The sequence below is a fragment of the Kribbella voronezhensis genome, from assembly GCF_004365175.1.
GTDB lineage: Bacteria > Actinomycetota > Actinomycetes > Propionibacteriales > Kribbellaceae > Kribbella > Kribbella voronezhensis.
In genome coordinates this window covers 5,580,229-5,605,855 of record NZ_SOCE01000001.1, presented here as the reverse complement: position 1 = coordinate 5,605,855, position 25,627 = coordinate 5,580,229, and the positions used below count along the sequence as shown (strand labels likewise).

Genomic DNA, 25,627 nt, shown 5'->3' with positions numbered 1-25,627 from the left:
TGCAGGCTGAGTCTTGGCGATCCCGGCCCCACGCAGACGGCTCTGCTCAGCTCGTGGCTTTATCCAAGCCGGATCCTGCCGCGCGGCGATGGTAGGCCCAGGTCAGCGTGAGCAGTGCCGGGCCCCAGAGATTCAAGGGCGCGTAGCAGATGGTGAAGACGGCCGCCCAGAGCGGGCTGACCATGGGGCCCGGTTGACCACTCGTCCAGACCTGCCAGAACCCTACGGTCCAGATCAAGAACAGCGCCACAGAACCCACTGTGGCGGCAATGATCACGGCCTTCGGTCGGACCGCGCGGCCGCCGAAGAACGGCGACCACCGCGGTACCTCCTCTCCCAACGGCTGGACCAGCCCGAACGCCGTCAAGGCGACAAGCTCTGTCAGGACACTGATGCCGGCGACGTAGACCGCCGGCCAGCCCCGCAAGACGTCAGGATCACCCGAGCTGTTCACCATGCCCATGGGGAACCCGAAGGCGACGGCCCAGCGCCACAGAGCGGAGGGCAGAACCAGCAACGGAATGATGTGTGCCATACGCCTGGCCCACAGGGGCACCGGCCGCTGCACGAGGGGTTCGAAGGCCACGGTGTCCTCGGACAAGACCTCGGAATGTGCCGACTCGGCGATTCCGACGAGCTCGTTCCCGAGCGGCCGGTCTTCCGCAGAGCCTGGCCCACGGCGCTTTCGGGAGCGGGTTGGCTGCTTGCCGTGGAGAGTGGCGAGGAGCCAGAAGATGATCCCGCCGGCCAGGAAGTAGGCGTCGATCGTCCAGTCGGCCCAGCGGAGATGGTCGTGGCCCGTCGTGGCCTCGATGGAGAGACCGGTGATCCCGTTGGAAAGGAGGCCGGTGGCGCGGGTCACGTCGTCGAGGATCCCCGAGCCGCCGCGCAGGAGGAGCACCACGCAGCCGGCCCACACCAGGGCCTTGATGACCCGCGCACGTCGCCCTCGAGCCCATCCGCGAGCGATCGCGAGACACACCCACGCACCGATCGGCCAGGCGGAGAGGACCGGCACTTCGACGATCATGGCAACCAGCCGAACTCGTGCATGCGCCGAGCCGGCCGCATCCGAGTGCGTGCCGGGCGTGAGGGGCGGCAGCTCGCCGGGGCTCGCGAGCGAGCCGCCGAGGTACCAGTAGATGTGGAAAGAGAAGAACAGCACCACCCATCCCAGCGCCGTGTACGCAACGTAGGTGGTGCGCCTGGCACGCCTGTCCGCGGCGGCTGCCTGCGCGGCCGAAGCGTCCACAGCCGGCAGAGTGGTCGAGATCGGCATGGGTCCACGGTCTCCGCAAAGCGGCACGCGTCCATCCCCCTGCGGAGTGAACCTCCTCCCTCGATCGAGGTTGGTTCGGGCGGACCGTGGTCGGTAATGGGGAGGATGGTGCCGGTGCTGGTCAGCTCGGTTCCTGCTGTTCTGGCTCGGGAGTGAGGTGGTGGTCGGCGTCAGGTGTCGGGGAGGAGGCGCTGTCCTTGCGCGCGAGCTGCGCGTCGCGCAGGACCTCCCAGGGGTCCGCCACGAGACCCACGTGCCCGAGCTTCTCGGGATTGATGACCGAGCGGATCGTCTGGATCTGGCCGTCGAGGATGTCGAGCGTCCAGGTGTTGACGACCTTGCCGTCCCGGTCGCGGAAGATGCCGCCGGGCTGGCCGTTCAGCTGGTGTGGCTCGACGACGCCGCCCACCCGCGCGAACGCGCCGCCCAGTGCGGCGAGCACCCTCGTGACGTTGTGGGCGCCGACGATGCGCTCGGCGAACTGTGGGCCTTTGCCGCCGCTGTCGCCGACCAGGCTGACATCGGCTGCCAGGAGTTCGCGCAACCCGTTCACGTCTCCGTCGGCGAGCGCGTCGAAGAACCGCGCGGCGAGTTCATCACGCTGGTTCCCGTCTGCCTCGAAGCGGGGCCTGCCTTCGTCCATGTGGCGGCGGGCCCGGACCGCGAGCTGACGGCATGCGGCTTCGGAGCGCCCGACGGCCGAGGCGATCTCGGGAAAGTCGAAACCGAACACCTCACGAAGCACGAACGCCGCTCTCTCCAGGGGGCTGAGCCGCTCCAGGAGCAGGAGTGCGGCCATGGACACCGAGTCGGCGAGCTCGGCCGAGCGCTCCGGCTCCTGGTACGGGTCCTCGAGCAGCGGTTCGGGGAACCACGGCCCGACGTACGCCTCCCGCCGCATCCGCGCAGAGTTCAGCACGTTGATCGAGATCCGGGTCACCGCCGCGGAGAGGTAGGCCCTCGCCGAGTCGGGCGTCGTGGCGGAAGCTTCCCACCGCAGCCAGGTGTCCTGGACAGCGTCCTCGGCCTCGCTGACACTGCCCAGGATCCGGTACGCGATGGAGAACAGCAGCGGTCGCAGGTCCTCGAACTCCTCGGACCGACTCACGCCAGCTCCTCCTTGAAGCCCACCCGCCACGACGGGTACCGCAGCTGCCAGCCGAGCTCGCGCTTGGCCTTCGCGTTCGAGAAGGCGCGGCCCTGCGTCATCATGTGCACCGCCTGGTCGCCGGCCAGCAGCCGGGCGAGCCACACCGGGACCCGCCGCGGAGGCTTCGCGCCGGCGCACTCGGCCAGGTACGGCAGCCACGCGCTGGCCGGGGCAGGCTCGTCGTCGACGATGTTGAACACCCCGCGCACCTTCTGCTCGACCGCCAGCATCGTGGCGCTCGCGGCATCGTCGAGGTGGATCCACGAGCTGTATCCACCACCGCCGCCCACGAGCGGGTACTGGCGCTTGCGCACGAGTGTCACCTGATCGTCGATCGCGCCGGGCCCGTAGAACGCGCCGTACCGCAGCACCGCACCACCGATCTCGAGCACCTTCTCCTCGACCCGACGAAGGATCGCCAGTCCGGGGTACGCCGCCGTGCCCTCCATGAGGTTCAGCGGGTCCTCCTCCGTCTTGACCCATCCGCCTTCGAGGGCACCGTTCCAGCTCGCGTACCCCTGTGCTACGAAGTGCGGAACACCGCTCGCCTCGGCGGCCCCGAGCAGGTGGTCGGTGCCTTCGGAGCGCAACCGGTTGGTGATCGCGAACCACTTGTCGGGATGCTTGATGTCGGGCTTGCCGGCATGGGTCATCGAGATGGCGGTCATCTGGTGCATGATCACCTCCGGTTCCGCCGACGCCACCGCCTCGCCGACCGATGCCGCGTCCAACCCATCCATCACGACACCGCGCGCACCCAGCTGGGACAGCAGGCCCAACTTCGATCGGCTCGTCGTCGTTGCCGTCACCTGATGTCCTCCGGCCACCAGTTGCGGCACCAGCCGCCGACCGAGGACCCCGCTGCCACCTGCCACGAACACTCGCATGATCCGTCACCTTTCGTCGCACTTGCGCTGCTCGTTGCTCAAGACAAGGCGGCCGGCCGTGCTGTGACATCCGGACCACTGCGCCGTCTGTGACATTCGTCCGGAACTGCCTCCGTCCTTCGGGAGTCGATGCGTCGACGGCTCGTTCGGACACGCGCTGGTCCGGATGTCACAGCACGGCCGGCCACCTTGTCTCGTTACCGACAGCACACCCTGGATCGAGGAGACATGATGGACTTACAGCTGACCGGCAAGACCGCACTGGTGACCGGCGCGAGCCGGGGAATCGGCCTGGCGGTCGTGCGGGCACTGGTCGCAGAAGGAGCAACGGTCATCGGCTGCGCTCGCACCATGTCGAGCGAGCTCGCCGACAGCGGCGCCGAGGCCGTCCTCGGTGATCTGTCCACCGCGACCGGACCGTCCGAAGTGGTCCGGGCGGTGCTCGAGCAGCACGGGGACCTCGACATCCTGATCAACAACGTCGGCGGCGGTGACGCCGCCGACCTGCGGGGCTTCTTCGACTACGACGACGACCTGTGGCACAAGGCCTTCGACCTGAATCTCTTCGCTGCGGTGCGCACCTGCCGCGCCGCCGTCTCGAGCGTCGTACGTCGCCGCGGGCTGGTCGTCAACATCTCCTCGTTGGGAGCGCGGATGCCGCACACCGGGCCGGTCCCTTACACCACCGCGAAGGCGGCGCTCACCGCGTACAGCAAGGCCCTCGCCGAGGAGCTCGGCCCGCAAGGTGTCAGGGTTGTCACAGTCACGCCCGGCCCCACCCGCACACCCGTGTGGACCGATCCGGACGGAATCGGCAGCATGCTCGCGGCGGCGCAAGGGATCAGCCACGCCGACCTGCTCGCGCGACTGGCGTCGGACTCGGGCATCCTCTCCGGACAGCTCGTGGAACCCGAACACGTCGCCTCGCTGATCGCCTACCTGGCCTCACCGACCGCCGCCGGCATCACCGGCCAGGAGTACCTCGTCGACGGCGGCGCCCTCAAGTCCGCATGAACCAGATTGCCGAGACGCGAGCTCACACCCCGCACCGGCCGTAACCGAAGCGGTCACCAAGACACATGATCGACGGTGGTTGCCTCAGCAAGACGGTGCCGGCGAATTACACGGCCTGGGTCGCGTGGTCGACTCACGTTGCTGGCGACTCGGTTGCAGTTGTCGAGCAGGCGACGGAGGAGCGTGCGGCTCGGGTGGGTGGGAGCTGGCGGCGGGTGAGTGACGTAGGAGCGAGCGTGCTGCGGGCATGGGGGTAGTTGCTGGAAAAAGGCGAAGGCCTGGACCGTATGGTCCAGGCCTTCTTTGGTAGCGGGGGCAGGATTTGAACCTGCGACCTCTGGGTTATGAGCCCAGCGAGCTACCGAGCTGCTCCACCCCGCGCCGTTGTGTCTTTAGTTTAGAGGATCCTGGCCGTGCATCCAAATCGAGGGCTGGTGAGTCTGGTTGGCGGGAAAATTTGTGTTGCTGGGGGCGAGGATGAGCGTAGCGTCCGGCTATGGGTGGACTTGTGGTGCGGCCGTTCGAGGCCGGCGATTTGGTGGGGGCAGCGGCGTTGCTGGCGGAGCGGCATGCGCGTCATCGGAGGCGGCATCCGTTGCTGCCGGCGGAGTATGAGGATCCCGAGCTCGCGCGGGTCGAGGTCAACGCCACGTGGCAGACGGAAGGTGCTTCGGGCGCCGTGCTGGTGGAGGGTGGCGAGATCACCGGGTACTTGCTCGGGGCCCCGAAGCCGGGTGCGGTCTGGGGACCAAACGTGTGGGTGGAGCGCGCTGGGCACGCGGTGCGGGATCCGGAGAAGGTGCGGGATCTCTACGGTGCTGCGGCGGCCAAGTGGTACGGGCAAGGGCTGATCGCGCACTTCGCGCTGGTGCCCGATGAGCCGGAGTTGATCGACGCGTGGTTCCGGCTCGGATTCGGTTCGCAGCACGCACACGCTGTACGAGCGGTGCCTAGTACTCCGTATGCGGAGCACCAGGGATTGACCGTACGGCGTGCCGCGCGTGCCGACGTCGCAGTACTGGCCGAGCTTGATCTGGTGTTGCCGCAGCATCAAGGGTTGTCGCCGGTGTTCTCGGCCGGGGAGGTGCCCACGCTGGAAGAGGCGCTGGCCGACTGGGAAGAGTCGATCGACGATCCGGAGTACATGACGTTTGTTGCCGAGCACAACGGTCGGGTTGTCGGTATGTCGATCGGTTGCTCGGTGGAGAAGTCGAGTGCCCATGCTGGGCTGGCTCAGCCGGACAATGCTGGGTTCCTTGCCTTTGCGGCCGTCTTCCCTGATGCCAGGGGGATCGGGGCCGGGCGAGCGGTCGGCGAGGCGGTGCTGAACTGGGCGGCCGAGGTCGGGTACGACAGCGTCGTGACGGATTGGCGGGTGACGAATCTGTTGAGCTCGAGGGCTTGGCCGCGGCTCGGGTTCGTTCAGACGTTCCACCGGTTGCACCGGCTGCTCGGGTACTGACCTGAACCAGAACGCTCCGCGTACAAGTGTTCACGGTGAGCGCGGGCTCGTGGTCCGGCCGACCGGCCTGCCGCTGCTCCGTGGCCGGGGCAGCGGCAGGGCTGACCGTCAGGAGGACGAAGTCTCAGGGTGGAACCCGGCCGCTGTCGTCAGGAGGTCGTCCTCGCTGAAGCGGGAGCGGTCGATCGAGACCTCGGCCGCGAGACCGGGTGAGACGAAGTAGAAGACGTGGTCCGTCGCGAGATACCCGTCGTACTCGCCGACCTTGACCGGCGTGAGTTTCCACTCGTCGGGATCCTGCTCGTGGTACTCGGTCAGGAAGTCGCGGAGCTCGCTGAGATCGGTCAGCTTCATGCCCCTGATGGTCTTCACGGTCAGGTCCACCACGGTGGCACCTTCCGGGTCCGGGCCGGTCTCCCAAACCCTGCTGTGGAAGGCGACCTCCTCCCACTCGTACTCGAAGTCGCTCGGCGAACCGATGCCGCCGGGCAGCCGGTCGATGACGAATCCGTCCAAGGTGCACGCCCTCTGCTGAGTCGATGGAGGAGCCTGATGGACGCCGGACCGCGGATCCAGGCCGGCTGCTGACGCCGGAGACGCAACCACTGCGGTTACGGTGGCGGCACCGATCAGGCCGCTGCCGACGATACGTCGGGTCACTCGCGAGGCGCGGGACCTCGTAGTACGGGCCGGGGTGGAGTGGTGCGACATGGCTGCCTCCTTGGCGGAACCGGCGCCTGCCCTGCTGCAGGCGTCCTTTCTTGCCTGAGAAGATGCCGCGAACCAGGCCGCTTCCGGCGACCGGTTTCGGACCTGTGGACAAACGCACCCGAGCCCCGCACCGGACAGCGGTGCGGGGCTCGGGAGCCTGAAACGATCAGCTGGTCGGCGACGTCGGCGGACTAGTCGGCGGCGTGGCCGGCGTCGTCGGCGTGCCACTAGGAGTACCGGTCGGCGTCGGCGTCGGCGTCACCGCGGCGTTCGCCCGGTCGATCGCTGCCTTCATCTTGTTGACCTGACTCTGGTAGCCGGCCAGGTCTCCGCGCTTGAGGGCCGCCTGCGCGTTGTCCCAAGCCGCCTGCGCCTCGGCGAGCGCCTGCTTGACTGTCGGGTTCGCCGGCGGATTATCGGGCTTGGTCCCGTTCGGATCCGGCTCGCCGGTGTTGACCTCGGTATTGAAGACCTTGGTCAAAGCCTCCTGCAGAGTCGCGCCGAAGGCCACTCGATCGCCGAAGCTCACGAGCACGTATCGCAGTACCGGATAGCTACCGGCGCCACTGGTCCGCACCGAATAGACGGGCTGCACGTAGAGCAGACCACCGCCCAGTGGCAACGTCAGCAAGTTTCCGTACTGCGCCCTTGCGCCACTGCTCGGCTGGTTGATCGGCAACAGCGCCGCTCTGATCGCGTCGTCGGTCTGGAACTTGTTCGCCACCTGTCCCGGACCGGGGATCTGCACGTTGCCGGGCAATCGAAGGATCCGGAACTGGCCGTAGTCCGGCGACGAAGCCTCCGAGTCGACCGCCATGAACGCGGTCAGGTTCTCCCGCTCGGCGTTCGGCACGTAGACCGAGGTCAGCGAGAACTTCGGATCCGTCTGACCCGGCATCCGCAACGACAGGTAGAACGGCGGCTGGGAGACCGGCGAGGAATCCGCCGAGGCCGCACCCTGGGTCGGGTCGACCGGCACCCGCCACAGATCGCTGTTCTGGTACCACGTGGTCGAGTCGGTCACGTGGTACTTGGCGAGCAGGTCGCGCTGCACCTTGAACATGTCCTCGGGGTAGCGCAGGTGCGACTTCAGCGACGGCGAGATCTCCGAGCGCGGCTTGACCGTGCCGGGGAAGGCCTTCATCCAGGTCTTCAGCACCGGGTCGCTCTCATCCCACGCGTACAGCTCGACCGACCCGTCGTAGGCGTTCACGACCGCCTTCACCGAGTTGCGGATGTAGTTGATCTGCTCGCTCGGCTGCTGCGCGATCGTGCCGCGGCCCGTGGTGGTGTCGCGGGTGCTGTCGTCCAGCGCGACCTTCTCGGAGTACGGGTAGTTCGCCGAGGTAGTGTAGCCGTCGACGATCCAGACCACCTGTCCGTCGACGACGGCCGGGTACGGGTCACCGTCCGGGGTGAGCCAGGGGGCGGCCTTCTCGACCCGCTCGCGCGGCGTCCGGTCGTACAGGATCTTCGACTCCGGCGTGACCCGGCTGGACAGCAGGATGTTCGCGTCGCGGAACTTGGTGGCGTAGAGCAACCGGTTCCCGAACGAGCCGACCGGTACGCCGCCCTTGCCGGAGTACGTGTTCAGGGTCGGGTCGCCGCCGTTCTTGCCCTCCGGGGTGTCCAGCTCGACCGGTTGCCCGTTCTTCGAGCCGCCGACGATCGAGTAGTCCGGGGACTGCTCGCCGAAGTAGATCCGCGGTTCGTAGTCACCGAGCTGGCCGGTCGGCGGCAGGTCCTTGGAGGACCACACCGGCGTACCGTCGGAGGCGCGCTGGTTGCCGTTGGCGGCCACCACGCCGAACCCGTGCGTGTAGACGGTGTGGTCGTTGTTCCAGTTGCGCTGGCCGGCCGGCAACCGGTCGACCTGCACCTCGCGGACCGCGATCACGGTGTCGCGGACCTGGTTGCCGATCTTGTAGCGGTCGACGTCCAGGTCGGTCGGGAACGAATAGAAGCCGCGGACCTGCTGCAGCTGCTCGAACGTCGGGCCGACCACGGTCGGGTCGATCAGCCGGATGCCGGGCAGTACCTCGGCGTCGGCCGCCAACTGGTCCGCCTGGGCCGTCGTCTTCGCCTCGTAGTTGATGACCTTGGTGTTCTCCAGGCCGTACGCCTGCCGGGTCGCCTCGATGTTCTTCGTGATGTACGGCGCTTCCTTCACCGGCTCGCTCGGACGCACCCGGAGCTGCTGCAGCGAGGCCGGCCACAACGCGCCGAGCAGGATGGCCGACAGAATCAGTACGACGGTGCCGACGCCCGGCAGCAGCCAGGTCTTGCGGACCACGTTCGCGAAGAACAGGCCGGCGCACAGGACGGCGATGACCGCGAGAATCTCCTTGCTGGGCAGGACCGCGTGATCACCCGTGTAGGAGATACCGGTGAACAGCCTGCTGTCCGCGGTGGTCTGGCCGAACCGGTCGAGCCAGTAGCTGAAAGCCTTCAGCAGCACGAGAAGACCGAGCAGTACGGAGAACTGCACCTGGGCCGCGCCGGAGGCCTTCTGCCCCTTCGCGGACGGGCGGAACCCGCCGTACAGGTAGTGGGTGATGATCGCGGCGACCAGGGACAGCAGGACGATCGAGTAGCCGAAGCCGAGCAGGACGCGCAGCCACGGGTAGTCGAAGACGAAGAACGAGATGTCCTTGTTGAAGTGCTTGTCCGTGACGCCGAACGAGGTCCGGTTCTTCCAGGCGAGGAAGACCTTCCACTCCCCCGACGCGGCCGAGCCGCCGAAGACGAGCATCAGCGTCGCGAGCACTCCGACGGCGATCTTTCCGCGTTGCTGGAGGAGTTCGCCGTACCGCTCGAAGCCTGGGCTCGGCGACGGGGCGAGGGCGACCCGCGGGCGGGTCCGGAAGGCCACGATGACGTTCGCGACGACGGCGACCGCCATCAGCAGGCCGACGATCACGAACAACAGCACCCGGGTGCCCAGCACGGTGCTGAACACCGAACCGAGATCGACCGATCGGTACCAGAGCCGCTGGGTCCAGACGTCGGTGAAGACGCTGAACAGGATGAGCAGCACGATCAGGGTGGCGATCGTGGGCAGCAGGGCCCGGGGCCGCTGGCCCGGCGTTCGCCGGGACCGACGCGGCTCCTCCGGCATGTCGTAGACGCCGTCGCTCATGATCGGTTCTCCTCGTCGTCACTGCTGCCGTCGACCCCAGCGCCACGAGCGGGACCACTGCCCGTCGAAGGCTCGAATGTCAATGACAGTACTTCGCACAGCGTAGGGACCAAGTCGACACCGGTGAGTACCGCGCTGTCCTCGTCATGGGTGCGCAGCCGGACGGCCCCGAACCGGCCTCCTTCGCGCAGTACGCCGGCCACCATCCGGACCTCGTGACGGCGCGGGTCGCTGCCGGCCAGCCGGGCCAGTTCCGCGTCGGACTCGGCGTCCGGCAGGCCGGATTCGACCGAGGCGGGGAGGACGATCCGCTCGACGACCAAGGCACAGCCACTGACGCCGTCCGGCCACTCGATCTGAGCCAGCGCCTCGGCCAGGTGCTCGTCGTCCATGCCACCGGGCAGTTCGCCCTGAGCCACCGGGGTGAGCGGCTGGGCGGCATCGTCCGCGCCGAGCTGGGCCGCGAGTTGCGGTTCGGCGCGGAGCAGGTCTTCGGTCGGGACCAGCGCGAACAACTGCGCCGGCTGGTCCCAACCCGCGCCGCTGACGTGCTTCTCGATCTCGATCACCGCCTGACTCAAGGCGCCTGCTGTCGAGTCGCGGGGTTCTTCGTCAGGTCCTACGGAGTGCATGCCGGGACGTCTCCAGTTCCACTGGCCAGTGCCTTCAAAGCGCCGATTGCCTCGTGCAGGGTGGTGATCTTCACCAGCCGGATGTCCTTGACGCCCGCGTGCAGAGCGGCCGCGCAGTTCGGTTCCGGGACCAGGAAGACGGTGGCGCCGGCGGCCTTGGCGCCGGCGATCTTCTGCTGGATGCCGCCGATCGCGCCGACCTGGCCGAGGGCGTCGATGGTTCCGGTCCCCGCGATGTGCTTGCCGTTCAGCAGCGGACCCGGGGTGAGTTTGTCGTAGATGGCCAGCGCGAACGCCGTTCCGGCGCTCGGGCCGCCGATGTCCTGGCCGAGGTTCACGCTGACCTTCACCGCGGAGTCGACACCGATGGTGATACCGACCATCGGCCGGCCCGCGTCGCCCGGGGTCGCGGCGGCCTTGACCACCACGGTCTGCTCGGCGCCACCGCGGCGGATCAGGAAGGAGACGTTCTCGCCGACCTTGTTCTTCCGGACCAGCTCACCGACCTGCGGGACCTGGCTGACGGCGACGCCGTCGACCTTGAGCACCACGTCGCCGGGCTTCAGCTTGCCGTCGGCCGGGCTGCCCTTCGACACCGTCGAGACCTTCGGGTGGAACGGCACCGGCACCTCTTGCAGCGCGGCGGCGACGGCACTGTCCTGCGAGCCGGTCATCTCCGCGGTGTTCTGCTGCTCGACCTCGTCCGCGCTCTGCTCCGGCGGATAGATGATGTCGCGCGGGAACAGGTCGTGGTGCGGGTCGAGCCAGTTGCGCATCGCCTGCGGCAGGGTGAGGTCACGGTCCGGCGAGGTCACCGACACCGTGGTGAGGTCGAGCTCGCCGGTGGTCGGGTACGTCTCGTGGCCGGTGATCTCGATCACCGGCTTGCTCTTCGACTGCCCGAGGGTGTTCTTCACCGGCCCCGGGCTGAACGAGACGAACGGCACCGGGAAGACGGTCACCAGTCCGAGCGAGATGACGAGCACGACGATCGAGGTGACCAGCGTGGCGGTACGACGTGTCACGAACCCTGCCCTGCGATCTTGAATTTGTGGATGAGGCCGCGCAGTCCTGCTCGCGGTGCGGGAGTGGCGAGCGGGCCGGGTGCGGCCACCGCCTCGTTGAAGCGGCGGAAGTCCTCCACCGACGCGAAGGCACCACCGGAGCGGCGCGGGCCGCGGCTGCGCCCACGCCAAGCCGCCCAGCACATCGCCAGCACGGTGGTCACCAGCGGGAACGCCAGCCACGCCAGGACCTTCATCGGGCCACCTTCATGCGCCCAGCGTACGGGTCAGCAAGTACCGACCCACTCGCTCGCACCATCGGTGAAGTGCTGGTGTTTCCAAATCGGAACCTCGGCCTTGAGGTCGTCGATCAGCCGGCGGCAGGCCGCGAAGGCCAGATCGCGGTGCGCGGCGGCGACGCCGACGATCACCGCGGCGTCGCCGATCTCGAGCGGACCGGTCCGGTGGACGGCCGCCAGCGCGATGACCGCCGAGTCCGCGCAGATCCGCTCGGCCACGTCGCGCAGGTGCTTGAGCGCCTCGGGGTGCGCCTCGTAGGTCAGCTCGTCGACGGGCCGGTCGTGGTCGTGGTTGCGGACGGTGCCGATGAACAGCGCGGTCCCGCCGGCCGCCGGGTCGGCGATCGCGGCCAGCACCTCGTCACTGGACAGCGCCGACTCGCGGATGTCGAGCAACCTGATCGCCTCGGTCATACCTCTTCCTCACCCTCAGCCCGGCAATCTGCCGGCGTACGACGTGAGCCGCCGGCCACCCGTAGTACGGGCGTGGCAGCCCGGAGTACCGAACTTCTGCTGCGGGCGAAGTCACAGCCCGCGAATACGTTCGCCTAGGGAGGAACGGTACGCGGTAACCAGTACGTTGGACTTGTACGCCCCACTGCACAGGAAGGCCCTCCGATGAGCGACGAGCCGGACAACCCGTTCAAGGGAACTCCGTTCGAGGCCATGTTCCAGCAGTTCTCCGGTGCGGCCGGCGCGGGCGGCGCCCCCGACCTGAACGCGATCTTCGCTCAGGTCCAGCAGCTGCTCAGCGGATCGACCGACGGCAAGCCGGTGAACTGGGACCTGGCCAAGGACATCGCGCGCAAGACCGTCTCCGCCGCCGGGGACCGCTCCGTGACACCGACCGACAGCGACCGGGTCGCCGACGCGGTCCGGCTGGCCGAGCACTGGCTCGACCCGGTCACCACGCTGCCCGAGGCAACCACCACGTCCGCGGCCTGGAGCCGTGCCGAGTGGGTCGAGAACACCCTGCCGGTGTGGCAGACCGTCGTCGACCCGGTGGCCGAGCACGTCGCCGGTGCGATGGGCGGCGCGCTGCCCGCGGAGGCCCAGCAGCTGGCCGGCCCGATGGCGGGCATGCTCCGCCAGCTCGGCGGCTCGATCTTCGGCGCGCAGGTCGGCCAGGGTCTGGGCGAGCTGGCCGGCGAGGTCGTCAGCTCGTCCGACATCGGCCTGCCGCTCGGACCCGCCGGTCAGGCGGTGCTGCTGCCGGACAACGTGGCGAAGTTCGCGGAGGGCCTCGAGCTCACCGACGAGGACGTCCGGCTCTATCTGGCGCTGCGTGAATGCGCACATCAACGGCTGTTCGCCGGGGTGCCGTGGCTACGCCAGCACTTGTTCGCCGCGGTAGCCGACTACGCGGCCGGGATCGAGGTCGACTCCGGCAAGATCGAGGCGGCCATGGCTGACGTCGACATGCAGAACCCGGAGGCGCTGCAGGAGGCGCTAGCCGGCGGGCTGTTCGAGCCGGAGGACTCCGAGCAGCAGAAGGCCGCGCTGGTCCGGCTGGAGACCGCGCTCGCGCTGGTCGAAGGCTGGGTCGACGACGTGGTCCGCGAAGCCACCAAGGACCGGATGCCGGCCGCGGTGCAGCTCGCCGAGACCGTACGCCGGCGTCGCGCGGCGGGCGGCCCTGCTGAGCAGACGTTCGCCACCCTGGTCGGTCTGCAACTCCGGCCCCGGCGCCTCCGTGACGCGGCGAACCTGTGGGCCGCAGTACGGGATGCTCGTGGGGTCGACGGGCGGGACGAGCTGTGGTCCCACCCCGATTTGTTGCCGAGCGCCACCGATCTGGACGACCCGATCGGCTTCGCCCAGCACGCGGGCGAGCTGGCCGACATCGACATCACCGACTTCCTGCCGGCCGAGGATGCCGCCGACGACGCACCGAAAGATGACGAAGGCAACGAGGAGGGCAACGCCGGCAAGTGACGCTGCATGACGACGCCACGGCCACGCTGACCGCGTGGACCCCGCCCGACGCCGAGCAGGCCGAACTGCGGGAGCACTACCTCAAGCATCTCGCGCAGTATCCGGACGGCATGTGGCGAAGCTGCCGGCCCGACCACGTGACCGCAAGCGCCCTGGTCCTGGATCAGTCCGGGTCCAGGGTGCTGCTCACGCTGCACAAGACTGTGAATCGCTGGCTGCAGCTCGGCGGGCACTGCGAGCCGGGCGACACGACGCTGGCCGGTGCCGCGTTGCGCGAGGCAACCGAGGAGTCGGGGTTGACGGGTCTCGTCATCGGCGCGGAGCCGCTGCTGCTGTCCCGCCATGAGTTGACCGCCGGCGGGTGCCGGGGCGCGTTTCACCTGGACGTCCAGTACCTGGTGACGACGACGGCAGGCACGCAGTACGTGGTCAGCGACGAGTCGCACGACCTGTCCTGGTTCGGCGTCGACGCCCTGCCGGACGGTGTCGACCAGACGGTCAGAGATCTGGTGAAAAGCGCTGTCTAGGGGTGTGCGGACCGGTCCCTGTGGTCCGGTCCGCACACGTCTGATTGTGGTCCCCCGGGTCGTCGTCGTTCCCCGTCTCCGGGACTGCCGATCTCACCGCCCCTGAACGGCACCGACAGCTCCAGTCACGACGACGACCTCGAGGACACCCCCAGGTCCCGTTGCAGATGAAACGAGCCGGAACGCAGAAGGTGACGCCTCAAGCACCTCGAAGTACGGCGCGAGTCGCATCCCAGCCCTCCAGGCCCGGATCCAGTCGCGCAATGTCACCAGCCGACCGCAGTCTGTGCCAGCCCGGGCCGATCGCCACCGCGTGCCGTCGTGGCTTGAGCCGCTCCAGCTCTGCCAGCGAGGTGTCGAAGGTCGGCGCGGCTGACGCGACCCAGGGCGCCACCGGGAAATTGACGCCGATGGCGACCTGGCTGCCGTCTTCGGCGGGACAGACGGCGAGGTCGGCGCTCGAAAGAGCCCGGAAGAGTTTGCCGATGAGGAGGCCCGGGAGATCGGGAGCGTCGTACGAGACCGCGACGGCGGCGGCCGCGGGACCGACCCCTGACAACGCGTCGAGGACAGGGCGAGTGGGATCGACCGAGTAGACGGCCGTCCCCGGCCAGGTCAGAGCGGAGATGTCGGCGACGGAGGACTCGTCTCCACCGACGACGGCGACTGCCACGTCCACCCGGTCCAGCGAAGCCAGCACCTCATAGGTGTCCTCGGCAAGAGCAAGACGCCAGGTCTCAGGCGAGCGGCCGGGCGGAGCCCAGGTGCCCACGGCAGGCACGACCAGTACTACGACCCGTCGGTCCAGCGCCTGCTCCGGCGGATCCGGGTTCGGCGCCGGCTGGGTGTCGGACGAGTCGTGCATCGTGGCCTCTCGAACAAGCGGGGGTTCGGGAGACAGTAGCCGACTAGTGCTTGGCTGCGAGGAGATCCCGCTCCATGGCGGCCATGATCGCCTGGGCCCGGTTGGAGGCGCCCAGCTTCTCGTACAGGCGGGCCACGTAGGTCTTGGCGGTGGAGAGGCTGACGCAGAGCCTGGTCGCGATCGCCCGGACCGAGAGACCCTCACCCAGCAGGGCCAGCACCTCGGCCTCCCGGCGGCTGAGGAAATGCTGGTTGGCGGCGAGTTCGCGGCGCTCCATCGCGCTGGCCAGACCGGTCGCGGTGAAGGAGACGGGCGCTACGGCCGCGTGCCGGATCGCGGCCAGCACCTCGTCGGCCGGAGCTGCTCTCGTGACGAAGGCGGAGACACCCGAGGCGAGTGCTTCGAACAGCACATCGTCCTGGCCGTTCGACGCCAGCAGCACGATGCCGAGGTCGGCGTACCGGCTTCTGAGTTCGGAGGCGAGCTGGAGGCCGTCCGTGTCCGGCAGTACGACGTCCAGGACGAGGACGTCCGGGCGCACGGTGGCCACGATGCTCACTGCTTCCCGCCCCAGGCCGGTGCTACCGACGACTTCGATGTCCGGTTCGGTGGCAACCAGCCCGCTGAGGCCGTACCGAACCAGTGTGTGGCCGTCAGCGACGACCACCCTGACCTGCTCGTTCATGTCGTTCCCCCGTAGACCAACCTAGATAAACCTGTCCCGTGGCGATAGAGCCCAGCCGGATCAGCCTGGACGCCACCACGCGAGCACTGTGACTTTGCGGCGGCCGGGGACGGGCGAGGACGGGTCGGCGTCGACCAGGCCGATCTTGGCCTGCAGTGCCGGGCGCCCGCTCGGCAGGCAGAGCACCGACCGCGGGCAGACGTACGCCTTGAGGTGCAGCGCGAAGCTGAACCCAGGTGAGTCGTCGGGAAGATCGAACGGCACACCGGTGACCTTTCCCGTCACAGCCACCTTCAAAGCACGGACGACGCCACCAGCCCGGAAACCGGTGCCGTCCGAGTCGATGGTGAGGTCCACTGCCCCCGCCGGTGCATAGACAGTCCCTGCCACGGAGAACCGCCCAGTGGCGCGCACGAGCGCGCAGGCGCTCCCACTACCGTCGTACGGGCCGTCCACGACGCAACCGGAGGCCTTCCGGAGCGCGGGTGGCGTGTAGGTGAGCTCCAGCCGTACTGCGTCGATGTCCTCGACGTCGTCCTTCACCGCGAGCCCAGCGGTCAGCGTGAGACTCGCCCCGGTGAAGGTCCCCGCGTAGATCGCCGCCGCCAACGACCCGGTCCGCGCGGCGTCCAACGGCAAGGTCTCGGTCCCGTACGCCGATCCGCCTGGCAATCCGCCGGCCGTGACGCTCAGGGGTTGTCCCGACCCGACATCCACGGACACGGCCAGCTTGTCGGTCGTCGCCGGATCCTTGTGCCGATGCGTGATCTTCAGGGCCGCCGACTCGAGTACCGATCCCGTAGGAACCGCACCAGCCGCGAAACCGCTCAAGGGGAGCACTGCGCTGTCGTCGACCTTGGTGCTCTTCCAGGTAGCGGCGACGCCGTCGACCGTCGACAGCCGGCTCGGAGTAGCTGTCAGCAGGAACGGAGTCAGCAAGGACACCGTTGTCGGCGTCAACGCGCTGGCGCCGGTTCGGTCGGTCACCGCCGCGTCCCCGGAGGTGAGGCCGTAGAGAGCGACGGGAGGTTTCGAGGACGAGTAGCTGCCACACAACTCGGCACGACCGCTCCCGATGACCAGTCGGCTGTCTCCGCCGAAGACGAACTGCACCCCGCCCGTGGCGCCGGTGAGCGGCGATGCGCATGCGCCGGGAATCACCGCCGGCACGGGCGGGGTCGCCAGTGGCGCTCCGGATGCGTTCACCGGTGTCCCGGCGACCAGGTTGCCGTCGTCGACGGTCCAGACGTGGGAGCCGGTGTCCAGCAGCGGGTTCGCCGTGTTGTGGAAGTCGAAGTAGTAGGCGCCCGGCTTGAACCACCACGTGCTGCCGTGACAAGGGCTGTCCGCCTTCATCATCCGGCTCAGCCCGACGGCGTCGTCGTAGTACCCGGGCAGGAAGGTGACGACCGAGTTCGCGGTGGTGCAGGTGGGGAGGTTCCGATGCACAGGCGCCGAGGTCAGTACCGAGGAGTAGCCAGGGTCGTCGCCGGCCGGCAATGTGCCGAGCCCGAGGTTGCAGACCGCAGTACCGAGCAGTGTGCCCGAGCAAAGGCCTCGTGCGGACACACCGCCGCTGGCGCTGAGTTGGCCGGCTGAGACGTCGACAGTGGAGTTGGAGAACACGTCACCGTGGATCCGCAGGGTCGAGTCGGCCGGCTGATCGATCGAGATGCCGTCCTCCCCCGGGACGCGGCCGACGGTGAGGATCGCGTTGTCGGGGCGATTGCAGTCCGACCCGGCGCACTGAACGACCACCTGCTTCGGGTCCGCAGTACAGGTCACGGCTGCGGAGTCGGGAAGGTCCAGCAGGTTGCGAGCTGGTGTGAAGGTCGGTAGCGACAGCGTGTCCGACAGACCGAAGCAGTGCTGACCGGACTCGCCGTTGTAGCTGCTGTTGCGCAGGTTGTTGACCGCTGCTTGCAGTGCTCCATCTGCCGTGTACGAGTTGAATGCCTGCTCACGAAGGGCTGCAGTGACCTTCTGAGCAGAGTCGGCTCTGGTGAGCAGCGCCGAGAGAGCTACCGCGACAACACTGATCACCACCAGGACCAGCAGTAGGGAAGCACCGTGCTCGTCTCTGCGACGCCTCCTCACGACTGTCTCCTCAGGCCGCTCAGTGCGATCGCGTAGTCGCCGATGGTCGGCTTGTTCGCCACCAGGTGCAGCGTGATCGCGACCGGTACCGGGAGCGCAGTGCAGGACGTGGAGCAGGTGACCGAGACGCTGGCCGGTACGACGTTCTGCACGACCACCACGTCGCTCGCCGGGACAGTCGCCGGGCTGATGCAGGTTGCCCGGTGCAGGTCTCCGCCTTGCAGGTAGTAGGCGACCACAGCAGTACGCCGGGTGGCCGCGATCGACCAGTCGTCCGAGAGCAGGCGTAGTACGGAGGTCGGGAGCGGGCCGCAGGTCGCGCCACCGGCATCGGCGGCGGCGTTCACCTGCACCGACTCCTTGAAGGGCAGCGTGGAGTCGACCGCGCCCGCTGTGTAGTCCCGCAATCCAACCGCTGCCACATCCTGGGCGAAGTAGGCGGCACCGAGCTGTGCATCCTGCGCCAGGTCCATGCGGTCCGAGGTAGCGCTCATCTCCCGGAGTGCACTGATCAGCAGGTCTCCCAGCGCCAGGGTGATCACGCCCATCAGCGAAATGGTGATCAGCAACTCGACCAGGGTGAAGCCGCGCTCCCCTCGTTTCAGCCGCACGGGGGATCCTCCACGCCGCACGGCCTCCGCAGTACGACGTACACGTACTCCGAGGCTCGCCCATCCGCGCTCGTCGCCAGGACCCGTACCCGCTGCAGCCCGTTGTCGAGCAGGCAGAGCGGCAACCAGGTCAGTCCGATCGACCAGTACTGCACGGACCCGGCAACAACCTTCGCCGAAAAGCCCTGTGGGGCAACGAAGTCCGGAACGCTGTACGACGAACCACAAGCAACATAGTGGCCCGCAGCAACGTACTGCTGCAGCGCCTCGGCATAGTCGCGTACTACGACTCCCACCGTCGCCTGCTTACGCTGGACGTCGGACATCAGCACTGTCGTGGTCAGCCCGGACATCACCGCGACGACGGCCACTCCCATCAAGGCGACCGCCACCACCAGTTCCAGCAGGCTCTCCCCGCGTTCGCGCATCAGCCCTGCACCTGCCGGAAGACGCCGTACATCGCGGAGACCAGGGCGACGGCGACGAAGCCGACCACTACACCCATCACGATGATGACGACCGGCTCGAAGAGTCCGATCAGCTTCTTCAGCTTGTAGTCCAGCTCGCCCTCGTAGTACTGCGCGGTGACCTCCAGCTGGTTGTCCAGCGTCCCGGTCTCCTCCCCCACTCGCAACATCTCCGCAGCAGTGGGCGGGAACAACCCGGTGGCCGCCAACGGCTTGGCGAGCCCTTCCCCTTGCAGCATCGCCTCCAGTACGCCGGACAGCGAGTGCCGGAACACCTTGTTGGGCAGCGATCCAGTGGCGACCCGTAGCGCCTGGGGCAGTTGCACGCCGGCACTGACCATCGACGACAGGATCCGGCAGAACCGCTCCACCAGCGCGAACCGCACGGTCCCACCGATCACCGGGATCATCAGGACGAACCGGTCGCGCAGGTAGCGGCCCGCCGTCGTACCGAGCACGTAGACGAGGATCAGGATAAAGAGGCCCGTGCCGATCAGGATCGCCCACCACCAGGCGGTGATGAAGTCGGTGACGCCGAGCAGGATCCGCGTCGGCAGCGGCAGGTTGGCGCCGAGACTGGCGAAGAACTCCTTGAAGCGGGGCAGCACGAAACCGGCCAGAACGACGATCGTCACCAGCGACATCACCGCGACCACCGACGGATAGATCAGGGCCTGCTTGATCCGGCGACGCGCCTCCAGGTCGCGTTCCAGGTAACGGGCGAGCTGGGCGAGCACGGTGTCCAGCCGGCCGCTCAGCTCCGCCGAGCGCAGGATGCCCCGGTAGAACTCGGGGAAGATCCGCGGATGCCGGTCGAAGCAGTCCGACAGCCGCTCGCCGTCGCGCAGGCCGTCCTCGACCTCGAACATCATCCGCCGCAGGGTCGCGTTCGACGACTCCCGGCCGAGACTGTGCACGGAGTCGGTCAACGGCATCCCGGCCTGGACGAAGGCACCCAGCTGCCGGGTGATGTGCATGACCTCCTCCGGCTTGACCCGCCGCGCGGTGAGCTCGATCTGCAGCAGGCCGGGCTTCTCCTTCACCCGGATCTGCCGCAGTTCCTTCTCGTACAAGGCGAGTTCGGCGTCCTCGCGACTCTGGGCCCGAGTGGTACCCCGGGTGGTCCGGCCGTTCGGCTCGACCGCGACGTAGGCGTATCTGGTCATCTGTCAGCTCCCGACCGTGTAGATGGACCGAAGCACCTCGGGGACCGTGGTGACGCCGGCCTGGACGAGCCGGGCGGCTTCCTCCTGCAGGGTCCGCATCCCTTCGTAGCGGGCGGTCTTGCGGATCTCGACCAGCGGTGCCCGGTCGACGATCAGGTCCCGGATGGTGTCGGTCACCGCCATCAGTTCGTAGACGCCGGTGCGCTCCAGATAGCCGGTGCCCGCGCAGGCGTCGCACCCGACCCCGCGGATCAATCCACCGATGGGCACCGAGCTCCCGGCCGTGGCGAGGAAGGCCTGCTCCGCGGCGGGCGGTTCGTAGTACTCGCGGCACTTCTCGCAGATCTTGCGGATCAGCCGTTGCGAGATGACCGCGCTGACCGAGGAGGCGACCAGGAAGTTCTCGATCCCCATGTCCAGCAGGCGATGGACGGCGGTGGCGGTGTCGGTCGCGTGCACCGAGGACAGCACGAAGTGCCCGGTCAGCGCCGACTGGACCGCGATCCGGGCGGTCTCGGCATCGCGGACCTCACCGACCAGGATGACGTCGGGGTCCTGGCGCAGGATCGACTTCAGCCCGGTCGCGAAGGTGATCCCGGCCGCCTCGTTGATCTGGATCTGGTTGATCGAGGCGTAGGAGTACTCGACCGGGTCCTCGATCGTCATGATGTTGCGCTCGGGAGTGTCGATCTGGCCGAGCGAACCGTAGAGCGTGGTCGTCTTGCCACTCCCGGTCGGCCCGGCGCAGATCACCATCCCGTACGGCGTACGCAGCAACTCGGCGTACCGGCGAGCGAGCTCGGGGGGCATCCCGAGCTGCTCGAGCCGGAACAGCGGCCGGCTCTTGTCGAGCAGCCGCAGCACGACCTTCTCGCCGCCGACCACGGCCGCCGTCGAGACCCGGATGTCGACCTCGCGGTCCTCGATCCGCATCCGGATCTGGCCGTCCTGGGAGCGCCGGCGTTCGACGATGTTCAGGTCGGCCAGCACCTTGATCCGGCTCACCACGCCCGGCCCGATCGAACCGGGCAGGTCGAGCTGGTCGCGCAACGCGCCGTCGACCCGGAACCGGACCCGGATGCGGCTGTCGTGCGGCTCGATGTGGATGTCGGAAGCGCGGTCGCGCAGGCCCTGGGTGATGATCAGCTGCACCACCTGGACCACCGGCGCCTCCTCGTTGACCGTCGCGCCGACCGGCTGCCGGCGTTCGGCGTCGTCGCGGGCCTCGAACATCCGGACCCGCTCGTCGATCCCCGCCAGGGCGTTGCGACCGTCGACCACGGGTGGCACCGCGGTACTGCGGCCCCGGTGCTTCATGGCCGGACGACCGATCGGGGCCGGGCTTCGATCTCGCGCGGATACGAGCTGCGCGCGACGGCGTCGTCGTACGAGATGTCGCCGGCCTGGACCAACAGGGACAGCGACTGTTCGAGCGTCACCATGCCCTCGCGCCGGCCGGTGACCAGCGCGTTGCGCAGCTGGTGGGTCTTGCCTTCCTTGATCAGGTTCCTGATTCCGGCGTTGGCGACCATCACCTCGAACGCAGCGACGAGGCCGCCACCCGTTCGGGGCAGGAGGCGTTGATGCACCACGCCGCTGATCGCCGCCGACAACTGGACGCGGACCTGCGACTGCTGCTCGGCCGGGAAGACGTCGATGATCCGGGCCAGCGACTGCGCGGTGTCGTTGGTGTGCAAGGTGGCGAAGACGAGGTGGCCGGTCTCGGCGATCGTCAGCGCGAACCGGATCGACTCCAGGTCGCGCATTTCGCCCACCAGCAAGACATCCGGGTCCTCGCGGAGAGCGGCCCGGAGCGCATCCGGGAACGAGGCCGTGTCGCTGCCGACCTCCCGCTGGTTCACCGCGGACCTTCGGTGCTCGTGCACGTACTCGATCGGGTCCTCGATGGTGATGATGTGGCAGGCCCGGTCGGTGTTGATCTGGTGGATCATCGAGGCGAGCGTGGTCGACTTGCCCGATCCGGTCGGGCCGGTGACCAGGACCAGTCCCTGGTGCAGCCGGGCGAACTGGGACAGCACCGGCGGCAGCCCGAGCTCGGACATGGTCGGGATGCTGCGCGGGATGATCCGTAGCGCGAGGGCGGTGTCGCCGCGCTGGGTGAACGCGTTGGCGCGGATCCGCGCGTTGTCGCGCCAGGAGAAGGAGAAGTCGTGCTCGTACGTCGTCTGCCAGACGTTCGAGCGATGCGGATTGAGCACCTCGGCGAGCATCGCGTCGGTGTCGCGCCGGGTCAGCCTCGACTGATCGGCGACCGGCCGCAGTACGCCGTGAACCCGGAGCTGGGGTGCCATCCCGACCGTGAGGAGCAGGTCGGTACCACCGGCGTTCCAGAGTTCTTCCAACAGCAGATCCACCCGGCTACCAGGAGCGGGAACTTTCATGGAAACCCTTCCGGGGTTCGGTTTGTGACCCTCCTCAAGGTCACGTCGGGCAGTGGACCGGCCCTCCTCCGAGCCGGTCCACTGCGCGGAGCACTACTCGGGTACTACGTGCAGGCGCCGGCGGCGGTGACTACGCCGCCGGCCGCGAGGGTGATCGTGTAGCCATCACCCACCGGCTGTTCGCGGAGCATCTGGTCCGCGCCGACCGTCAACTGGAGCCAGCCGGCGGGACCGGCGTCGGGGTACACGCCCTTCTTCGCGTAGTACGCCTCGACCGCGACCTGAACGGTCTTCTTGTCGGTCTTGCAGGCGGCCGCGTTGCCGCGGTCCTGGATGCCGCTGACGGCGAACACGACGATGCCGGACAGCACACCCAGGATGACGATGACGATCAGCAACTCGATCAGGGTGAAGCCGGACTCGGAGCGCTTGCGGGCACGGTGGACCCGTCGGGTCAGTTGGTCGGGGTCGAGCAGGTTGTTGACGTGCTGGCGGATTCGGGCGTGCTTGACGGCGGCCCGAAGGCGGTGGCTCATGGTGCTTCCTTTGCAGAGGCTCCGGCAGGCGACGGAGACGGGGTCATGCAGGCGCGACAGCGCGGACGACCGGCACGCGCTCGACCCCTGTAAATCCAGCGCGGCCCGCTCGCATTCCCCCCGGAATGCTTCCGGTACGCCGGGTCGGCGCACCTTGCTGCCGCGTCAAAGACTTGCCCTTGTGGGATCGCTGCCACAGCGGGTGAACGGCTGGTCTCACTGGCCGAACGGCCGACAGCTGTCAGCCGAACGGCCGACGGGATTCGATCAAGCGTTTCGCCTGCTGAGGGGCAACTCTGCTCCGGCATCCGCCGGCCGTCGGTTACTTGCTGGCGGCACCAATCGCCTGGCCTTCGGTTTACGCCGGGACCGCCAGCTGGCGCTCGATCAGGCCGAGGCGCAAGGCGGTCATGATCGCCTGGGCGCGATTGCAGGCGCCGAGCTTCTCGTACAGCCGGGCCACGTAGGTCTTGGCCGTCGACGGACTGACGAACATCGACCGGGCGATCGCCGGCACCGACATCCCATCGGTCAGCAACGCCAGCACCTGCTGCTCCCGCGGGCTCAGCGTCAGACCGACCATGACGGAGTTCCGGCGACCGAGCGCACCGGCCAGACCGGTCGCCGTGAAGGAGCAGGCGGCCACCGCCGCGTGCCGGATCGCGGCCAGCACCTCGCCGTTGGGCGCCGTCTTGCAGACAAAGGCCGAGACACCCGTCTCCAGGGCGCGGAACATCACATCGTCCTCGGTGTTCGAGGTCAGTACGACGATGCCGAGGTCGGCGTACCGGTCGCGCAACTCGGCGGCGACCCGCAGTCCGTCGCCGTCCGGCAGGGCGACATCGAGCACCACGACATCGGGAACGGCGACGGCCACCACCGCGGCGGCCTCCGCGGCCGTACCGCACTCGCCCACCATCTCGATGCCCTCGGCCCCGGCAACGAGCCCGACCAGGCCGTAGCGTGTGAGCGTGTGGCCGTCGATGACCACGACCGTGATTGATTTCGCCATGTTTCCCCCCGGCTGTCATTGCTCTCCGTGACGGGCGAGCAATTGATGGCGACAGATTCTGCGATGAAGTTGCTGAACGCGCAATTAACCTTCTGTAACTATGATCGCTCACGATCCACCATCTGTTACGCCTGTCAAACAGGTGTTTTTCCACGTCAGCACCGGCTTTTCGGTTACCCAGTGCCACTGAGCGGGAGGATCTACGCATGGTCGTCGCCCTGCTACTGCTGGTGTTCCTGCTCGGGCTCGCCGTCGGCTCGTTTCTCAACGTAGTCATCCATCGGGTGCCCCGCGGCGAGTCCGTCGTCAGCCCGCCTTCCCGCTGCCCCCGCTGCGGTACGCCGATCCGCGCGCGCCACAACGTTCCGGTTCTGGGCTGGCTGATCCTCCGGGGACGCTGCGCCGACTGCGGTACGCCGATCAGCGCCCGCTACCCGTTGGTCGAGCTCGGTACCGGGCTCCTGTTCGCCGCGCTCACCTGGCGCCTGGACCAACTCGGCCGGCTGCCCGCCGTACCGGCGTACTTGTGGTTCGCGGCAGTCGGGATCGCCTTGGCGCTGATCGACTTGGAACTACGAAAGTTGCCCAACGCAATCGTCCTGCCGTCGTACCCGGTACTCGCCTTGCTGCTGACGGGCGCTGCCGCCTGGCAACACGATTGGTGGCCGCTGGCAAGGGCCGGGATCGGAGCGGCGGCGTTGTTCGGCTTCTTCCTGCTCCTGGTGCTGATCGCCCCGGCCGGGATGGGCTGGGGCGACGTCAAGCTCGCCGGGTTGCTGGGCGGCGTACTGGCCTATCTGTCCTGGCCTGCCCTGTTGATAGGCGCCTTCACTGCCTTCGCCCTCGGCGCGGTCGTCGGCATTGCCGCGATGTCGGTCGGCCGAGCCGGGCGCAAAACGGCGCTCCCCTTCGGCCCTTTCATGATCGGCGGTGCGCTCGTGGCGATCTTCCTCACCGATCCGCTGACCGGCCTTTGGCGCTGAGTTCAACCCGCAGCGGCCAGTTCCTCGCTGATCAGGCCGAGCCGTACGCCGGCCATCAGCGCCTGCGCCCGGTTGGACGCGCCCAACTTCTCGTAGATCCTGGCGACATAGGTCTTCGCCGTCGAAGCGCTCACGAAGATCCTGCCCGCGATGGCCGGGATCGTCAGCCCTCTGCCGAGCAGGACGAGGACCTCGGTCTCGCGCGGACTCAGCACTGTCACCGGCGCAGCCAACTGCCTGCGCGCAAAGGCCGGCCCGAGCCCGCTGGCGAGGAACGACTTCGCCGCGACCGCCGCATGCCTGATGGCAGCCAGCACCTCGGCGATCGGCGCGGTCTTGGTGACGAACGCCGACACCCCGAGCTCCAGCGCCCGGAACAGCAGGTCGTCCTCCCCGTTGGCCGCCAGCAACACGATGCCGAGACGGTCGTCCCGATCCCGCAACTCCCGCGCGATCAGCAACCCGTCCGCATCCGGCAGCGCGGTGTCCAGCACCACCACATCGGGCCGCACCGCCTCAACCAGCCCAACAGCGTCACCCCCGAGCCCGCTGTCCCCCACGACCTCGATGTCGGCCAGCCCACCCACTACTCCGAGCAACCCGAACCTCGTCAACGTATGCCCGTCAACGATCACAACCCTGATCCGATCAGCCACGCCCCTCACCCCCGTGAGCGTCACCCTAGGTAGCACCCACCGGCCCCAGCTAGGGACTTTAGACCCTAGTTTCGCCCCAGGAAGCGAGACTCTCCAGTATCACAATCA

Annotated in this window: 25 protein-coding genes and 1 tRNA gene; 5 read left to right on the top strand and 21 right to left on the bottom strand. The window is 68.1% G+C overall.

Annotation, left to right across the window (positions count from 1 at the left end; translation table 11 throughout):
- Positions 1-46 precede the first annotated feature (46 nt).
- The 3 genes from EV138_RS26225 to EV138_RS26215 all read right to left on the bottom strand — a co-directional run bounded on the left by EV138_RS26225 (position 47) and on the right by EV138_RS26215 (position 3,316).
- Entirely contained in the window at positions 47-1,279 is a 1,233-nt protein-coding gene (locus EV138_RS26225; RefSeq protein ID WP_133981406.1) for a DUF3995 domain-containing protein, read from the bottom strand.
- Positions 1,280-1,400: 121 nt separating this feature from the next.
- The gene (locus tag EV138_RS26220) at positions 1,401-2,387 is read right to left on the bottom strand and encodes an RNA polymerase sigma-70 factor (protein WP_133981405.1); all 987 of its coding nucleotides are present in this window, start codon (positions 2,385-2,387) and stop codon (positions 1,401-1,403) included.
- Positions 2,384-3,316, bottom strand: a complete 933-nt coding sequence (locus EV138_RS26215) for an NAD-dependent epimerase/dehydratase family protein (protein ID WP_133981404.1) — start codon at positions 3,314-3,316, stop codon at positions 2,384-2,386. Before EV138_RS26215 ends, EV138_RS26220 begins: the two co-directional genes overlap by 4 nt.
- A gap of 228 nt (positions 3,317-3,544) precedes the next feature.
- On the opposite strand from EV138_RS26215, the gene EV138_RS26210 reads away from it, so the two are divergent.
- A complete protein-coding gene (locus tag EV138_RS26210; RefSeq protein WP_238158360.1) occupies positions 3,545-4,330 on the top strand; it encodes an SDR family oxidoreductase in 786 nt (261 codons plus the stop codon).
- 304 nt (positions 4,331-4,634) lie between these two features.
- Here EV138_RS26210 and EV138_RS26205 read toward each other — a convergent pair.
- Positions 4,635-4,711 (bottom strand) — tRNA-Met (locus EV138_RS26205).
- A 115-nt stretch (positions 4,712-4,826) separates the two neighbouring features.
- Between EV138_RS26205 and EV138_RS26200 the strand changes: the two genes are divergently transcribed.
- Complete coding sequence (locus EV138_RS26200) at positions 4,827-5,792, top strand: GNAT family N-acetyltransferase (protein WP_166678685.1); 966 nt, start codon at positions 4,827-4,829, stop codon at positions 5,790-5,792.
- A gap of 108 nt (positions 5,793-5,900) precedes the next feature.
- Here the strand turns inward: EV138_RS26200 and EV138_RS26195 are convergent, their stop codons facing one another.
- The 6 genes from EV138_RS26195 to EV138_RS26170 form a co-directional block, all read right to left on the bottom strand.
- Positions 5,901-6,308: a hypothetical protein gene (locus EV138_RS26195; RefSeq protein WP_202866824.1), complete on the bottom strand. Its 408-nt coding sequence runs from the start codon at positions 6,306-6,308 to the stop codon at positions 5,901-5,903.
- Positions 6,309-6,669: 361 nt separating this feature from the next.
- Positions 6,670-9,642 carry a UPF0182 family membrane protein gene (locus tag EV138_RS26190; protein ID WP_133981402.1) on the bottom strand — a complete coding sequence of 991 codons (2,973 nt, stop codon included), beginning with the start codon at positions 9,640-9,642 and terminating at the stop codon, positions 6,670-6,672.
- Positions 9,639-10,211 (bottom strand): PPA1309 family protein, encoded by a 573-nt coding sequence (locus EV138_RS26185; protein ID WP_202866823.1) that lies wholly within the window; start codon positions 10,209-10,211, stop codon positions 9,639-9,641. The genes EV138_RS26190 and EV138_RS26185 overlap by 4 nt, the downstream gene beginning before the upstream one ends.
- A gap of 50 nt (positions 10,212-10,261) precedes the next feature.
- The gene (locus EV138_RS26180; protein WP_133981401.1) at positions 10,262-11,299 is read right to left on the bottom strand and encodes a YlbL family protein; all 1,038 of its coding nucleotides are present in this window, start codon (positions 11,297-11,299) and stop codon (positions 10,262-10,264) included.
- A complete protein-coding gene (locus tag EV138_RS26175; protein WP_133981400.1) occupies positions 11,296-11,535 on the bottom strand; it encodes a hypothetical protein in 240 nt (79 codons plus the stop codon). Before EV138_RS26175 ends, EV138_RS26180 begins: the two co-directional genes overlap by 4 nt.
- A gap of 30 nt (positions 11,536-11,565) precedes the next feature.
- The gene (locus tag EV138_RS26170; RefSeq protein ID WP_133981399.1) at positions 11,566-11,991 is read right to left on the bottom strand and encodes a molybdenum cofactor biosynthesis protein MoaE; all 426 of its coding nucleotides are present in this window, start codon (positions 11,989-11,991) and stop codon (positions 11,566-11,568) included.
- 204 nt (positions 11,992-12,195) lie between these two features.
- On the opposite strand from EV138_RS26170, the gene EV138_RS26165 reads away from it, so the two are divergent.
- On the top strand, positions 12,196-13,512 hold the full coding sequence (locus EV138_RS26165) for a zinc-dependent metalloprotease (protein ID WP_133981398.1): 1,317 nt from the start codon (positions 12,196-12,198) through the stop codon (positions 13,510-13,512).
- The gene (locus EV138_RS26160; RefSeq protein ID WP_133981397.1) at positions 13,509-14,039 is read left to right on the top strand and encodes an NUDIX hydrolase; all 531 of its coding nucleotides are present in this window, start codon (positions 13,509-13,511) and stop codon (positions 14,037-14,039) included. Before EV138_RS26165 ends, EV138_RS26160 begins: the two co-directional genes overlap by 4 nt.
- Before the next feature lie 199 nt (positions 14,040-14,238).
- On the opposite strand, the gene EV138_RS26155 is transcribed toward EV138_RS26160, so the two are convergent.
- The 10 genes from EV138_RS26155 to EV138_RS26110 form a co-directional block, all read right to left on the bottom strand.
- Positions 14,239-14,904 carry a glycosyltransferase family protein gene (locus tag EV138_RS26155; protein WP_202866822.1) on the bottom strand — a complete coding sequence of 222 codons (666 nt, stop codon included), beginning with the start codon at positions 14,902-14,904 and terminating at the stop codon, positions 14,239-14,241.
- A gap of 43 nt (positions 14,905-14,947) precedes the next feature.
- Positions 14,948-15,589 carry a response regulator transcription factor gene (locus EV138_RS26150; RefSeq protein ID WP_133981396.1) on the bottom strand — a complete coding sequence of 214 codons (642 nt, stop codon included), beginning with the start codon at positions 15,587-15,589 and terminating at the stop codon, positions 14,948-14,950.
- 60 nt (positions 15,590-15,649) lie between these two features.
- Entirely contained in the window at positions 15,650-17,686 is a 2,037-nt protein-coding gene (locus EV138_RS26145; protein WP_133981395.1) for a hypothetical protein, read from the bottom strand.
- On the bottom strand, positions 17,683-18,297 hold the full coding sequence (locus EV138_RS26140; RefSeq protein ID WP_238158359.1) for a PulJ/GspJ family protein: 615 nt from the start codon (positions 18,295-18,297) through the stop codon (positions 17,683-17,685). The genes EV138_RS26145 and EV138_RS26140 overlap by 4 nt, the downstream gene beginning before the upstream one ends.
- The gene (locus EV138_RS26135) at positions 18,288-18,725 is read right to left on the bottom strand and encodes a type IV pilus modification PilV family protein (RefSeq protein ID WP_133981394.1); all 438 of its coding nucleotides are present in this window, start codon (positions 18,723-18,725) and stop codon (positions 18,288-18,290) included. Before EV138_RS26135 ends, EV138_RS26140 begins: the two co-directional genes overlap by 10 nt.
- A complete protein-coding gene (locus EV138_RS26130) occupies positions 18,725-19,930 on the bottom strand; it encodes a type II secretion system F family protein (RefSeq protein ID WP_133981393.1) in 1,206 nt (401 codons plus the stop codon). Before EV138_RS26130 ends, EV138_RS26135 begins: the two co-directional genes overlap by 1 nt.
- 3 nt (positions 19,931-19,933) lie before the next feature.
- Complete coding sequence (locus EV138_RS26125; protein WP_133981392.1) at positions 19,934-21,247, bottom strand: GspE/PulE family protein; 1,314 nt, start codon at positions 21,245-21,247, stop codon at positions 19,934-19,936.
- Positions 21,244-22,305, bottom strand: coding sequence for a type IV pilus twitching motility protein PilT (locus EV138_RS26120; protein ID WP_238158358.1), 1,062 nt, complete (start codon positions 22,303-22,305; stop codon positions 21,244-21,246). The genes EV138_RS26125 and EV138_RS26120 overlap by 4 nt, the downstream gene beginning before the upstream one ends.
- A 131-nt stretch (positions 22,306-22,436) precedes the next feature.
- A complete protein-coding gene (locus EV138_RS26115; RefSeq protein ID WP_133981390.1) occupies positions 22,437-22,868 on the bottom strand; it encodes a type II secretion system protein in 432 nt (143 codons plus the stop codon).
- A gap of 358 nt (positions 22,869-23,226) precedes the next feature.
- Positions 23,227-23,880: a response regulator transcription factor gene (locus EV138_RS26110; RefSeq protein WP_133981389.1), complete on the bottom strand. Its 654-nt coding sequence runs from the start codon at positions 23,878-23,880 to the stop codon at positions 23,227-23,229.
- A gap of 206 nt (positions 23,881-24,086) precedes the next feature.
- On the opposite strand from EV138_RS26110, the gene EV138_RS26105 reads away from it, so the two are divergent.
- Positions 24,087-24,863 carry a prepilin peptidase gene (locus EV138_RS26105; protein WP_133981388.1) on the top strand — a complete coding sequence of 259 codons (777 nt, stop codon included), beginning with the start codon at positions 24,087-24,089 and terminating at the stop codon, positions 24,861-24,863.
- A gap of 2 nt (positions 24,864-24,865) precedes the next feature.
- Here the strand turns inward: EV138_RS26105 and EV138_RS26100 are convergent, their stop codons facing one another.
- Entirely contained in the window at positions 24,866-25,519 is a 654-nt protein-coding gene (locus EV138_RS26100) for a response regulator transcription factor (RefSeq protein WP_133981387.1), read from the bottom strand.
- Between the last annotated feature and the right edge of the window lie 108 nt (positions 25,520-25,627).